The 13,717-nt window shown below is 42.7% G+C and carries 11 protein-coding genes; 6 read left to right on the plus strand and 5 right to left on the minus strand.

The features are described from left to right. Positions 1–625: 625 nt before the first annotated feature. From PseudUWO310_RS21555 to PseudUWO310_RS21570, 4 genes are all read right to left on the minus strand, one after another. Complete coding sequence (locus tag PseudUWO310_RS21555) at positions 626–1,087, minus strand: Hsp20/alpha crystallin family protein (RefSeq protein ID WP_143190417.1); 462 nt, start codon at positions 1,085–1,087, stop codon at positions 626–628. A gap of 422 nt (positions 1,088–1,509) precedes the next feature. Continuing rightward, positions 1,510–2,715: an MFS transporter gene (locus tag PseudUWO310_RS21560; protein WP_143190418.1), complete on the minus strand. Its 1,206-nt coding sequence runs from the start codon at positions 2,713–2,715 to the stop codon at positions 1,510–1,512. A gap of 356 nt (positions 2,716–3,071) precedes the next feature. Beyond that, on the minus strand, positions 3,072–3,875 hold the full coding sequence (gene plsY / locus PseudUWO310_RS21565; RefSeq protein WP_223805798.1) for a glycerol-3-phosphate 1-O-acyltransferase PlsY: 804 nt from the start codon (positions 3,873–3,875) through the stop codon (positions 3,072–3,074). Positions 3,876–4,054: 179 nt separating this feature from the next. After that, entirely contained in the window at positions 4,055–4,252 is a 198-nt protein-coding gene (locus tag PseudUWO310_RS21570) for a hypothetical protein (RefSeq protein WP_143190419.1), read from the minus strand. A 322-nt stretch (positions 4,253–4,574) separates the two neighbouring features. Between PseudUWO310_RS21570 and PseudUWO310_RS21575 the strand changes: the two genes are divergently transcribed. From PseudUWO310_RS21575 to PseudUWO310_RS21600, 6 genes are all read left to right on the plus strand, one after another. Beyond that, entirely contained in the window at positions 4,575–6,263 is a 1,689-nt protein-coding gene (locus PseudUWO310_RS21575) for a DUF6930 domain-containing protein (RefSeq protein WP_143190420.1), read from the plus strand. 124 nt (positions 6,264–6,387) lie between these two features. Further along, positions 6,388–7,440 carry a thiamine phosphate synthase gene (locus tag PseudUWO310_RS21580; RefSeq protein ID WP_143190421.1) on the plus strand — a complete coding sequence of 351 codons (1,053 nt, stop codon included), beginning with the start codon at positions 6,388–6,390 and terminating at the stop codon, positions 7,438–7,440. A 150-nt stretch (positions 7,441–7,590) separates the two neighbouring features. Beyond that, complete coding sequence (locus PseudUWO310_RS21585; RefSeq protein WP_143190422.1) at positions 7,591–8,166, plus strand: CDP-alcohol phosphatidyltransferase family protein; 576 nt, start codon at positions 7,591–7,593, stop codon at positions 8,164–8,166. Between the two features lie 396 nt (positions 8,167–8,562). After that, on the plus strand, positions 8,563–9,177 hold the full coding sequence (locus tag PseudUWO310_RS21590) for a TVP38/TMEM64 family protein (RefSeq protein WP_223805799.1): 615 nt from the start codon (positions 8,563–8,565) through the stop codon (positions 9,175–9,177). Positions 9,178–9,528: 351 nt separating this feature from the next. Continuing rightward, positions 9,529–10,110 (plus strand): Uma2 family endonuclease, encoded by a 582-nt coding sequence (locus tag PseudUWO310_RS21595; protein ID WP_143190424.1) that lies wholly within the window; start codon positions 9,529–9,531, stop codon positions 10,108–10,110. A gap of 237 nt (positions 10,111–10,347) precedes the next feature. Next, entirely contained in the window at positions 10,348–11,007 is a 660-nt protein-coding gene (locus tag PseudUWO310_RS21600) for a Uma2 family endonuclease (RefSeq protein ID WP_143190425.1), read from the plus strand. A 156-nt stretch (positions 11,008–11,163) separates the two neighbouring features. On the opposite strand, the gene PseudUWO310_RS21605 is transcribed toward PseudUWO310_RS21600, so the two are convergent. Next, the gene (locus PseudUWO310_RS21605; protein ID WP_143190426.1) at positions 11,164–13,578 is read right to left on the minus strand and encodes an MASE1 domain-containing protein; all 2,415 of its coding nucleotides are present in this window, start codon (positions 13,576–13,578) and stop codon (positions 11,164–11,166) included. Positions 13,579–13,717 lie beyond the last annotated feature (139 nt).

Here is a 13,717-nt window from a genome sequence, read left to right on the forward strand (position 1 = left end):
ATGGAAACTTCTTGTGGATTACACAATTTCAGGGTTACGATGAGACATGGGAAGGTTGCTTAACTTGAGCATCTCAATTGGGAAATAGGCTTACGGCTTATCTCCTCTTTATTTCCGATGAAGTCTATTGAGAGGACTATTTTTAGGGGAATAGTCCTCTCAAACCATAGAATAAATAAATTATATAATAACTATGAATATTTAAGTAGCTAAACATGAGTAGGATCAAACCTAGAGAGCGTAACGCCTGTGTAGTAGGCGTTGCGCTCTTCTAGGTTTTAAGTTTACTTCTTAGGTACTTATATAGCTATAGCCATTGTAGTTAAGACCCAAACGCCAAAATAGAGGGGCGGCGCTTCGCGCCGCCCCTCTATTTTGGCGTTTGGGTTTGTCCTAAAATAATTGGCTACCGCTATGCCAAGTTAAGAAATGGCTACGCCATTTCTTAACTTGAAAACCCTTACGAGATTTAGATTTTATAGCTACAGTCACTTGAATTAGGACAAATCAAACCCCAAGACTGGCGGCGCTTTGCGCCGCCAGTCTTGGGGTTTATGCCCTAGTACATTTGGCGATAGCTATAATTCCCGAAAGTGTTGTCACACTTTCGGGAATTGGTATTACATTATTGATTGGATTCAGAGGCTGGTAACTCGTTGGAGACATTGACCTTAAAAGCCTTGACTTCGTTAGCTTTAGGTAGGGTGAGAGTTAAGATCCCATTGTTGTATTCGGCTTTTACGCGATCGTTTTCGATCGCTACAGGTAGGGCAAAAACGCGACGGAACTTACCATAGCTGATTTCACTCCAATAATATCCTTTGTCTGATTCATCTTTTCTTTGAATATGGCGTTCGCCAGCAATCGAAAGAGAATCCTTTGTGACCTGAATATCGAGATCCTTGGGTTCGATATCGGGAAGCGACAACCTTAGAGTTAAATGATCGCCATCGTCCCGTAATTCACTGGCAGGAATCCAACCACCTTTGGTTGTTTCTCGTTCTTGGGGTGCGAGTTCGCGAAATAAGCGATCGAACTGACGACTTACTTCTTCTACTTCTTGGAGAGGATGCCAACGCAATAACATAGGAATCACCTTTATCTATTTCTAAACAACTGTGAATGTTAAGAAGTAGGGTAGAAATTGAATTGGAGGTTTGTACTTCTTGATTCACAGACTTATTATGAAATAGCGGCAAAGCTTTGAGGAGAAGGAGAACCGAACTTTTTGGAGTGGGTTCTCCTCACCTAAACCCGCTCGAATAGAATGGCGATTAGCACACAATATCTATAGCTACAGTCACTTGACTTACAGCAATTATCGATCAAATAAACCACAAGGAAATTTTTAAAAGCGTTGCAAAGCAACGCTTTTAAAAATTTCCTTGGTTTGGGTTTGAGCGCAAAGTGCTGTAGAACAAACCCAAGAATTGATTGGCGGTGCGGAGCACCGCCAATCAATTCTTGGGTTTTATGTCCTAGTACAGTAAAATCTGGCGACGGCTATAGCTAGGAGGATTTAACTGCATAGCTTTGCCGTTTGAGAAACGCAAAGATGAGGACAAGGAATGTACAAATCCCTGCTAGATAGAGCGGATAACCATAGGAATGGGGATTATTTTGATTGACGACGAAACCTGCAATGACTGGACCAAATCCGTTTGATATGCTGAGGTAGGAAGAGTTAATTCCGAGTACTGTTCCCTGTTCTTCGGGGCTAGAATTGAGGGAAATCAGGGCGCTGATCATTGGCTGTACGACGGAATTCAATAATGAGAAGAGAATACATACAACCACAAAGTAATAGACATTTTCCCAGATGGGCATTAAGGCGAAGGAGACGCTACGGATTAATAGCCCTAAAAAGAGAATCTGTACGATTTGTAGGCGTTTGAGCATCAGAGAAATTCCCAGAGTCTGCATGATTACGCCTAGGACACCGAACAGCAAGAACATCAACGTCAGCGTGTCACTATTTTGCTTAATCACCTGCAAAAAATAGGGCTGAAACGCAAAGGTAAACATATTGAATGTTAGTCCTGTTAGGAAATTAATCACCAACAAAATTCCTATTTTGGGCATATATAATCCTGTGATTAGCTTATCTAGACCAAGATCGAAGAAGTTTTGTGATTTTTGAGCTTTAATCTTCAGGGTCTCAGGCAGCAGGAAAATAGTTAGCAATAAGGCGATCGCAGCGATCGTCCCCGAGACTAAGAAAGATGCGCCAAAGGATTTACCCAAGGGTGTGTTGAGAGCTACTTTTTGGGCGATCAAACTGATGGCAGGTCCTAAAATAAACCCCAGCCCAAAGGCCGCCCCATTGATCCCAAATGCTTTAGCTCGGTTTTCAGGGGTGGTTACATCGGAAATTACGGCTTGGGCTACCGAGGCATTACCGCCTGTAATCCCATCGAGAAATCTAGCAAAAAATAATACGGCGGCACTCGCGGCAGTTCCTGCCATGAGGTTCGCGATAACTGTCCCCGCCAAACTAACAATTAATAAAGGTTTGCGCCCAAAGCGATCGGAGAGTTTCCCGATGATTGGCGTGGCAAAAAACTGAGCGAACGCATAAATGGCAAAAAGTAAGCTAGTCTGAGAATCATTTAACTTGAACTGTCTGCCATAGAGATACAAAACTGGGATGAGAATCGTAAAACTCAGGGAGTTAATAAAAGAGATGAGGGCAATAATCCAAAATTTACGATTCATTCTTAGGAGGCGATCGCATATAGTCCTTGTCCATACTACAGCGCTACCTCAGACTTTTATAGCTCAGTAACTGGGCATAAACCTAAAAACCTGTGCCGCCTGCTTTGAGGACAGCACAGACTGCTTTATACCAAATCACAAAATGGCTACGCCATTTTGTGATTTGAAAACCCTTACTGGTTTTGGTTTTTAATTCACAAAAGTGTTGTCACACTTTCGTGAATTGGTATTATAGGCTTTTTATAGCTACAGTCACTTGAATTAGGACAAATCAAACCCCAAGAATTGACTGGCGGGGCTTCGCGCCGCCAGTCAATTCTTGGGGTTTATGTCCTAGTACAGGCGATAGCTATACTTTATGTCTTAGGCTCTGTTTTAAAAGTAAACTCTGTGCCGTTGAGAATACGTTCGATATTAGAACGATGCAGCCAGATGATAAAAGCGCATCCTGCGGTGACAAAGCTGGCGTAAATCATATTGCCTTGCATTGTCCACATAAAAAACGGGGCGGCAGCGGCGGCGGCAATGGAGCTAATCGAAACGGTTCGCCATATTGCCATCGTGACTAGCCAAATACTAAAAGCAGCGATCGCCACTACCCAATTCAGCATAAACAAAATTCCTACCCCCGTCGCTACCGACTTACCGCCCTTAAATCCCAACCAGATCGGACGACTATGACCGATCAAAGCCAACATTCCCGCGCCAATTACCAACAAGGACAGCTCGTTTTGAGCGATCGCTTCAGCCTTGATATTTAGACTTGTCATCAACCAATTTGCCGACTGCATCATGTAAATTGCCGCCAATCCCTTAGCAAAGTCAGTTATAAATACGAGAATTCCCGCAAATTTGCCAACATTACGCCATACGTTGGTTGCTCCTGTTGAACCTGAGCCAAGCTGACGAATATCAATACCAGCCAACCGTCCCACTAAATAACCCGTGGGGAAAGATCCTAAGAGATAGGCGATCGCAAGCAAAAGATAGGCAAACCACATAAGTTGTACTTCATAAACAATAGGGGCAGCGCATAGGCTAAACCTATTCTCTAATATTGTGGCAATCAAGAAAACAATGTAAGGTTTGCTTAGGACATAAAGCCCCAAAGATGAGTGGCGGCGCTTTGCACCGCCACTCATCTTTGATATAGTCGCCATAGCCCAGAAGAGAAGAACGGCGCAAAGCACCGTTCTTCTCTTCTGGGTAATACGATTGCCGATGCCAACCGTAACAAAGGATTAATAGGATTTCTATAGGGCAAGTCCCTAATGAGAATTTATCGAAAAATTGGGTTTTAAATCCCATATTTTCGATTAAATTCAATTTAATCTATAGATTAATCTATGGAAATAGACTGGGGACCTTCATTTTTGCTTTCAGCAGAAGACACCGTAGTTGTTGCTCCTTGCTTTTCTAGCCAACCCTTTAAAGGATCTTGTTGGAGATCGAGCTTGAGAAAGCCCGAAACGAGTCCACCAAAAAATGCAACGGGTTGTCCTAGTAACTCATTGAGAATCGGTTTTAGCTCGTCCATAAATGCAGGTATATATTTGGGGTGATGTTTGCAGATTGCTTAATGAGGATTGCTCATTAAAGTTTTGTTTGATTATCTGTTTGATTCACAGAAATACGAGAACGTGAGGTCTAAAAATCCTAAGTTTTAGGTCACGCTTAAAGCAATTGTAGCCCTAAAATCTGGAAAGTAGATGGTTAAACTACGCATTACTACGCATTTTCTAGCAAGTAATTCCTATAATTTATGATCAAATCTGGCAATTTATCGCCATATCATAGTTAAATCGATCAATGCACTCTTACAAATTTCCTAAGAGTGGCTAATCTAGAGAATATTTTCGATGACCACGCTAAACCGATCTACTCTTCGTCGCCTCAAAAAACTCAAGCAGTCATCTGCGGTTTGGGAAGGCGATCGCCGTTCCTTGCCCGCTAAAATCCGCCAACCGCAAGACTCTTCCAACATTATCCCCCTTCATGCCCATAGCGAAGAGTCTAAACCCCATTGTATTTTGTGGGTAGATGGTTCGCAGGGAATGGTGCGTTCTATGGATGTAGTTGATTCAGGCGTGGGGCAAGAGGCTTTTGTCCGTGCGTTGTTGCAGGCCATCGAGCATCCTCAAAGTCCAGCCCAGCCATCGCTGCCCCAAAAAATCCTCGTATGCGATCGCGAACTTCAGTTTTATTTGCGTGGTGTTCTACAGGATTTAGATATTTCCGTCGAATATGTGGAACGCCTCCCCCTAATTGATGAAATTTTTTCCCATATTTTGGAAAGTTTCGCTGACAATCCGCCCATCGTCCCAGAGAGGTTTGCGTCAGCTTTACATAGCCAATCCGAGCAAATCTGGCGCAATGCTCCTTGGAATACTCTGTGGGATCATCAGGTGATTTCGCTCGAGATCGATCGCTGGGATATCGATACCCTTTATGCGATCGTGATGGGCAAGATGGGTTTAGAGCAGGGTGTCATTTTTTATCGGTCTGAAGAGTCTTTAGTCAAGTTTCGCCATCGGATTGTTTCGGGTAGCTCTGAAGATGAAATCGAAGAGACTTTTTTACACCAAGACTGTTTATTTAATCTCTTTGAAACACCAGATTTAGAAATGGAAGGCGATCTCCCCCCCTTTCCATTCCGTGGCAAGATGCGCTCTCTTCCCACGGCAGCTACACCAATGAAGCCGATCTATGGAGCGTTACATCCCCTTGAAGGCGGTAGACCCTATCTTTATGACGAAGAAGCGATCGCTTTGACAGTGGCTCTTGAGGCTTTGAATAAATTTTGGGAACAGTACCATAAGCGTTTAAGTACGAGTTTTAGCAATCTTTCGGGAACCTATACCATTTATGCCCCAAGCCTCGATAGTGATGCGGAAGAACCGATTAATGTCGTTGTCAAGACCATGCCCGATCTGGCTAATGAATTACATCAATTAGTCGTAGAAGATGATGAAGATGACGATGATGATTCTCCATTGATCAATGAGGATCTTTGGCCAGACAATGCCCTAATCCATATGATGACCATTCCTTGGGAACAGGTGGAGTTCTTACGCAAAGCCTCAATTCATCAGCAGCTCTCGGAAAGCATTCCCACGATTTTAGGCACTAAAAAGGGAGAAGGTTTGCCAGGACTGATGATCCAAACTTCACGCCCCAAAGCCTTGGAACTAATCGAGCAGATCGATGAATTCAATGGCATTCACTCTTTATGCTTCAACCCAGCTGAGGATATTTTTGGCAATATTTGTCAGTTGGGCTTGATGGTGATGGGTAATGACGACCTCCATCTATTTGGAGAATTTGATAAGGCAACTCTCAGTGGCGAACATCATAAGCGCTGGAAGCAACGAGCTAAAAATACCAAGGGTAATGTATGCGTGATCGTGGCGATGGGTATTACTGGAGCGTCACGCGGTAATCCCGCACCGCATCATATTCTGGGCTATTACGAAATTAAACTAATTGATGATAAAGAATTAGGCTTAGGTAAATTACGGGCTGAACCCGCCTTTGATTTTGATTTCTAATTGTTAAGTGGCTAAGCATAATTAAAACCCTAAAACCTGCGGCGCAAGCTGCGCGTGCGCCGCAAGTTTTAGAGTTTGATATTTAATTAAGCCCACTTACTTATGTATCAACTATCTCAACTATATGTCTCAACAAACTATTTACCGCATCCTCGATGCTAACCTCGATCGCGCCCGCGAGGCTCTCCGTACGATCGAAGAATGGTGTCGCTTTGGTTTAGAAAATGTCGATCTGTGCGATCGCTGCAAACAAATGCGTCAAGAATTAGCCCTATGGCATCGTGAAGAGTTTCGTCTTGCCCGCAATACTCCCGACGATCCAGCCACGGGATTGAGCCATACCAACGAAATTAGCCGCACTGATATCCAAGCATTGCTCAGAGCCAATATGGGACGATTGCAAGAAGCACTAAGAGTTCTAGAGGAATACGGTAAAGTTATTGATCCAAACTTGGGCGCTGCCATGAAACAGATGCGCTATCAAGTTTATACCCTCGAAAGCAAGTTGCTGGGGCATGAAATAGCTAACGTCGGAAAAATTCGCCGTCAAAAGTTGCAGGCTGCCAGTTTATATCTAGTCACGATGCCCGTTGATAACATTGTCTCGGTTGTTGAGTCCGCGTTACAAGGAGGGGTGCAGATTGTGCAATATCGTCAAAAAGAAGGCGAAGATAATGTTCGCTATCACATCGCCCAACAACTTTGCGAAATCTGTCATAAATACGATGCTTTGTTTTTAGTGAACGATCGAGTTGATATTGCGATCGCCGTTGGAGCCGATGGCATCCATGTGGGACAAACCGATCTACCAGTTACTACCGTACGCCAAATCTTAAACGCCCATGGCGGCGATGCCTCGCAATATATTATCGGACAATCCACCACCAATCCGCAGGAGTTAGCGATCGCGCTTAACAATCGCGTGGATTATGTCGGTGTTGGACCAGTCCATGCCACGCCTACTAAGCCCACTAAAGCAGCCGCAGGTTATGATTATGTCACTTACGCGACGCAAAATATCGAAATTCCTTGGTTTGCGATCGGTGGCATTGACGAACGCAATTTAGAAGAAGCGATCGCCGTAGGAGCAAAGCGAGTGGCAGTTGTACGGGCGCTCATGCAAGCCGAGCATCCCGATCACGTGGCAAAACAAATGCGATCGCTGCTCAGTCAATAAGTAATATCAAAGCTCAAAATGGCTACGCCATTTTGAGCTTTGATATTACTTATTGGGTTTGGTTTTTAATTCACAAAAGTGTTGTCACACTTTCGTGAATTGGTATAACTCTACTTTCCCAAACAAGCTTTAACCAAAGATTAAGACCAAATGATCGCACCAAAGGATATTCCCCAAATCTTAATCGGAATTCGTTTCGCCATTGCCCCTCTGCTTCTTTTGGATGCCTTAGATCATCAAACTACTTGGGGATTTGTGGTTGGTTATGTGATTGCCATTCTCTCAGATATTTTTGATGGCATCATTGCCCGACGACTGGGCGTTAGTACCGCCAAGCTGAGACAGTTAGACAGTTGGGCAGATATCTGCCTGTTTGTAGGTGTTGCCATCAGTACTTGGTTGGTATATCCCAAAGTTATTGTCGATTTTCGAGTTCCCTTATTATTGGCGATCGCGGCTCAGTTCACCCTGTTTACAATTAACCTCATCAAGTTTAGAAAACTCCCTAGTTTTCACACCTATACAGCTAAAATATGGGGATTAACGCTACTAATTGCCACAGTTTGTCTATTTGGCTTTGGCTACGCCTCAACTCTGTGGTTAGCGATCGCTTTCTGTTTAGTTAATAGTATTGAAGAAATTGTGATGACTCTTCTCTTACCTGCGTGGCACTGTGATGTTTTAAGCATCTTTCATGCCTTAGACCTACGCAAAAAGTTAATATAGCTGCCGTCAACTGTATCAGGACATAAAACCCCAAAGAGAGTTGCCGCGCTCCGCGCGGCAACTCTCTTTGGGGTTTTGATTTTGTCCTAACAAAACTGGCGGCAGCTATAAATAGCTCAAATTAAAAAGTAAAATCAGAGAGTGCCCCGACCGCTACGCAGACATTGCACTCTTCATCGTTTAATACCAATTCCCAAAATGGCGTTGCCATTTTGGGAATCTCAAAACCTGACTGGGTTTGGTTTTCCAAAAGTGTAGCCACACTTTTGGGAATTGGTATAAATCGTTTCAATTAAATCGTTTCTATAAGTGAGTGGTACGATGAAGCGGAATTTACTCCCCAAATTTTTCAGGCTTTGCCAAAGGAACTTCAAAATCCTATTATTCCTTGGCATTATGCTTCTTTTCTTTATCACTCCTTTAAGGGGACTACTAGATCGGCAAATTCTCTCCTCATATTTACAAAGCTTAGGAATTTGGACGATTCCTTTGTTTATCTCAACCTATGTATTGGTGGCAATTCTAGGTTTACCAATTACGATGCATACTTTAGCTGGTGGTGTCCTATTTGGGTTTGGATGGGGAACGGTATGGTCTACCCTAGCAGCAACCTTAGGAGCCTTGGGTGCGTTCTACTTTACGCGCTACATTTTCCATGATTGGGCGATCGCGACCTTTGGGAACCATAAGCTACTGCGAAAGCTTAATCAAGCGGTTACCAATAAACCCTTCAATCTCGTTCTATCGTTAAGATTCGCACCTATCGCCCCTTTTAATATCATCAATTTCCTATTGGCTCTCACTCCAATTAACAGCAGGATTTATACATTTGCAACTTTTATCGGCGTTATTCCTGGAACCGTTGCCTATACTTGGTTAGGGGTTTCAGGAAAATCAGCTATTCAAGATAATGAACTTTTCCAATTTACACTGGCATCCTGTTTCCTAGTTCTTCTATCTTTGCTACCCTTTGGGTTGCAATATTGGCAGCGATCGCGAAAGTTACCCTAAAACTTAGCAAAGTAAGGTTTGATTACTCACCTAGTCAAGGATTAGACATTGCGTACGGCGCGAAGCACCGCTACTCATCTTGGTGTTCTATCCCGATTGCCCTCCAGAGAATTATCAAGGCGATCGCCTAAAAACTGCTAGACAAACCTTCTGATAAGATATAGCTGAGGCTCAGTTGGCATAATTGCGAGAATATCCTTAATAATACCAATTCCCAAAAGTGTAGCTACACTTTTGGGAATTGAAACCCAAATCCAGTAAGGGTTTTAAAATCACAAAATGGCTACGCCATTTTGTGATTTGGTATAAATTAGGAGCGCATCAACTTTTTTACAAAAAAGGAGTATTAAAATGACTACAGTGATTCAATCGCCAGTGATAGAGACAGTCACATCGCAGCGACTGACATTGACTGAGTTTTTGGCAAGTCCTGAGTCCGATCAGAATTACGAATTTATCGATGGTCAGATGGTGAAGAAAATGTCTCCAAAGAGATTCCATGCTGCGCTTCAGGGTGTTTTATATCGGTACTTGGGTGATTTGTTTGAGGACAAAGGTTTTGTTTATCCTGAATGGGGGATAGTGCTAACACGCAATGAACAAGATTGGTGTCCCGTGCCTGATTTGACTTATATTTCGATAGAACGATTACCTAGTGATGTCGGTAATGAAATGTGTCCAGTACCACCTGAGTTAGTAATTGAGATTATGTCAGAAGGACAGACTTTTAAGGAATTTGTGGCGAAGGCTGGTGATTATTTAAAGGCTGGGATATTGCGCGTATGGGTTATCGATCCGATGAGCAGAACTTTCACGGTGTTCTATCCCGATCGCCCTCCAGAGAATTATCAAGGCGATCGCCTATTAACCGATGAGTTGTTCTCCGATTTAGTAGTGACAGCCGAACAGTTTTTTGTGAAAGCAGGAATTTGAAAATTATTGGCTTCTCCTATTCACTAGGGACATGATCGCCCCATACAGCGTTTTGCGCTCAAATCCAAACCAAGGGAAATTTTTAAAAGCGTTGCTTTGCAACGCTTTTAAAAATTTCCCTTGGTTCGTTTGATCGATAATTGCTGTAAAGTCGCAATAAATTCACATTGCTACGCAAAAAGCTGACCCACTCAAGAGAATGAGATATTATGGGAGCAGCAATAGAGGCAAGAAGTTATGGTTGCAATAGTTGAGAAAGAAAAAGTTTTAAGTCAAAGCTTTATTCCGAAGGGATGGATATCAGCAACTTGGGAGGATTTCTTGCAAATATCGCAGACCGCAAACAATGACAAGGCGAAATTTTACTATTTTCAAGGGAGTTACTATAGCGAAATGGGGGTTGGCGCAGATCACGCTTTTGTAAATACAGTGGTAATCATTCTGATTTCACTTTACTGTATGAAAAGCAATATCTTGGCTAAAGGCTATACGAATTGTAGTTATCGTAAAGTGGGAATCCGCGAATGTCAGCCAGATATTTCTTATTACGTAGACGATCACACGCAGAACGCACCTCAAAGTAGCGCGATCGTCGATCTTGATGAGAGTTTGCCTCCTGATATCGTGATTGAGATTGCCGATACATCATTAGGTTATGACCTTGGTGCAAAGCGCTTGCTATACGAAGAGGTGCAGGTCGGAGAATATTGGGTGATTGATGTCCAGAACATGAAGATCACTGCGTTCCGAATCTTACAAGGTCTGGGAAGTGCAAGGATTGTAGAATCATCTGTATTTGGAGGATTACACTTGAGTGTATTAGAAGAAGCTTTACAACGTAGCCGCGAGATGGATAACTCACAGGTTGGTTCTTGGTTTATGGAACAGTTAGGATAAAGTGATAAGCAGTTAAGCATAAGTAAACTTAAAACCTAGAAGAGCGTACCGTCCGCTACGCGGACGGTACGCTCTTTTGAAAAGCTCAATAAAAATATCTGATTATACCAATTCCCAAAAAGGAAGCTTTGCAACGTAGCCGTGAAATGAGATAACTCAAATTTGTGCATACGATCGCTTCAGGGCAGCTAACAACTGCTCAATCTGAATTGGCTTGCTCAGATAGTCATCCATGCCCGCAGCCAAACAGTCCTCACGATCGCCTGACATTGCATTAGCTGTCATTGCAATAATCCGAGGACGTGAGTTTAAGTTCCAATCTTCCAAAATTTTAGCCGTAGTTTCTAATCCATTCATTTCAGGCATTTGGATATCCATAAACACCACATGATAGGTTTGCGATCGCATCATTGCGATTACCTCTAGCCCATTATTGGCAATATCGACGGTATAACCCAATCGCTGAAATATACGAACCGCAACCTTCTGATTGACTAAGTTATCTTCAGCGATCAAAATCTTTAAAGGATAGATTTCAGAGAAACTTTTATAAAAGCTATTCAATTCGCGATCGCTATTTAGATCGCTATTTAGATCGCTATTTACCTGTACAATAGAGCTTTCCTGAGTTAAGAGTTGGGCATTAATTTCTTCATAGGTAATCGGCTCTACAACTTCGATGGACAAATGTAAATTGAAACAGCTACCCAAACCGATTTCGCTCTTTACCGTAATTTCCCCTCCCAACATACGCGCAATTTTTTGACTAATCGCTAATCCCAACCCCGTACCCTGAGATTTAAGCTTATTCTCTCCCAATTGTTCAAAGGGCAGAAAAATCTTATCTAACTTCTCCGCATCCATTCCTACTCCTGTATCTAAAACTTCAAATAGTAGGTATGCAATCTCCATCGGATTAGATATAGCATTAGACATAGTATTAGATATAGAATTGGCAGAATAGGCGAGCTGATTAGTATTCGTCGGATCTGTAGGATCCATAAAATGGGAATCCGTTAAGGCATTAATAGTTAGATTGCGATCGCGAATTCTCCTAACCCGAAATGTTACTTTCCCTTTGTCCGTAAACTTTACAGCATTACCGAGCAGGTTGAAGAGAATTTGCTTTAGTCGCTTGATATCCGTATGGACGATTTGGGGCAGATCGGGCGCAAAGTCACAAATTAATTCGATATTCTTATTGTTTGCGGAAAACTGGAAACTCTCACCCACCTCCTGTATTAACTCCAGTAATTTATAATTCATCGGTTGAATTTCCATCTTTCCAGCTTCAATTTTGGAAATATCGAGGATATCTTCAATTAAAGACAGCAGGTGATATCCCGAATTATAGATAATCTGTAGGTCTGCCTTATGTTGGGGTGAAATTTCTACTTCATCCTGAAGCAGTTGAGAGATGCCAATAATTGCATTGAGCGGGGTACGTAGCTCATGGCTCATATTAGTCAGAAATTTACTTTTCGACTGATTTGCCTCCTCAGCTATCTGTTTAGCTTGCCTGAGTTTACGGTTGCTCTCGATCAACAATTGCGACTTGTGAATCAGTTCCATTTGAGACTTTTTTAAATGATTGCTACTACGCCGATGTTCGTCAATTGTCCCTGCAAGAATTAACGTAAATGAGACGGTGGCAACGATAAAACTTTGTAATAGCAGTAAGGATTCATAGATGCTTTCCCTTGCGAAAGAACCCGTTCCCCTCAATGTTCCTATAATGGCAATCACAGACACCAAAAATATCAAATTAGTGGCTGCGAAATGTCCAAAACGAAAAGTAGCCCAAACTAAACAGGGAAGAATTAGATACTCAATGGGATAAATACCGTTAAAAGCGATCGCAGAGATGGTTAATATAGCCGCCACAATCATCAAGGCTTCGATCAGGTGTTGCAGTTTGACAAGGCGATCGCGTTTTTTGCGGAGGTAACTGAAGAACTTGGAATGGGCAATCTCACTCCAACTTAACAAAGTAGGGGTTAAGACAAAAATCCCCGTAACATTAGATATCCACCAAGTTAGCCAGACCCCAAAATAATTAGTCCAAGTCACATTCCCCCCCAAACATAGAGCGGTTACGCCTGTAGTCGCATTGAGCATGGCTCCCACCAGCCCAGCCAGCCAAAAGAACAGGGCAACATTCCGAAAGTTTCTAAGCGGACTTTCCCGCCCAATGGCACGCCGTAAAAGGTAGCTCCCCAAGCCAATACCTGTGGTCGTACCGATCGCAATCATGGCTACTTGGGAAACGGATTGCAGGATATGGAAAAAACTATCTGTTTTAATAAAAGCCCAAATATTTGCTAAAAAAGAGCCTAGCAAAACACCGAGAAGTAAGCGATCGCCAAATAACAAAATTGCCGCAGAAGCGAACCCATCGGGAAACCAAACAGGTGTGACAGATTGAGGAGTGGAGACGACATGACGGCATACTTCGGCAAGCCCATAATAGCCCAGTGCAACAATCGCAATACCAATACAGTTAATAAAGTTTTTGCGAATAGATTTGGATTGGAAGAATTGCAAGGGAACTCTTAACAAATTATCTGTCATGCCTATTAAGTCCCATTCAGAAATTGTTTTAAGTAGCTAAGTAAACTTAAAACCCAGAGGAGCGTACCGCCCGCTATGCGGGCGGTACGCTCCCTAGCTTTAGTTTTTAATTATGCTTAGTTACTTACCAATATAAGCG

This window comes from Pseudanabaena sp. UWO310, assembly GCF_006861605.1.
Classification (GTDB): Bacteria; Cyanobacteriota; Cyanobacteriia; order Pseudanabaenales; family Pseudanabaenaceae; genus Pseudanabaena.

What these genes read in the sequence shown, in the direction of transcription:
- PseudUWO310_RS21585 (WP_143190422.1), top strand. Translation starts at nt 7,591, where the DNA reads ATGATCGCACCAAAGGATATTCCCCAAATCTTAATCGGAATTCGTTTC.
- PseudUWO310_RS21600 (WP_143190425.1), top strand. Translation starts at nt 10,348, where the DNA reads ATGGTTGCAATAGTTGAGAAAGAAAAAGTTTTAAGTCAAAGCTTTATT.
- PseudUWO310_RS21575 (WP_143190420.1), top strand. Translation starts at nt 4,575, where the DNA reads ATGACCACGCTAAACCGATCTACTCTTCGTCGCCTCAAAAAACTCAAG.
- PseudUWO310_RS21555 (WP_143190417.1), bottom strand. Translation starts at nt 1,087, where the DNA reads ATGTTATTGCGTTGGCATCCTCTCCAAGAAGTAGAAGAAGTAAGTCGT.
- PseudUWO310_RS21580 (WP_143190421.1), top strand. Translation starts at nt 6,388, where the DNA reads ATGTCTCAACAAACTATTTACCGCATCCTCGATGCTAACCTCGATCGC.
- PseudUWO310_RS21560 (WP_143190418.1), bottom strand. Translation starts at nt 2,715, where the DNA reads ATGAATCGTAAATTTTGGATTATTGCCCTCATCTCTTTTATTAACTCC.
- plsY (WP_223805798.1), bottom strand. Translation starts at nt 3,875, where the DNA reads ATGGCGACTATATCAAAGATGAGTGGCGGTGCAAAGCGCCGCCACTCA.
- PseudUWO310_RS21605 (WP_143190426.1), bottom strand. Translation starts at nt 13,578, where the DNA reads ATGACAGATAATTTGTTAAGAGTTCCCTTGCAATTCTTCCAATCCAAA.
- PseudUWO310_RS21570 (WP_143190419.1), bottom strand. Translation starts at nt 4,252, where the DNA reads ATGGACGAGCTAAAACCGATTCTCAATGAGTTACTAGGACAACCCGTT.
- PseudUWO310_RS21595 (WP_143190424.1), top strand. Translation starts at nt 9,529, where the DNA reads ATGACTACAGTGATTCAATCGCCAGTGATAGAGACAGTCACATCGCAG.
- PseudUWO310_RS21590 (WP_223805799.1), top strand. Translation starts at nt 8,563, where the DNA reads ATGCTTCTTTTCTTTATCACTCCTTTAAGGGGACTACTAGATCGGCAA.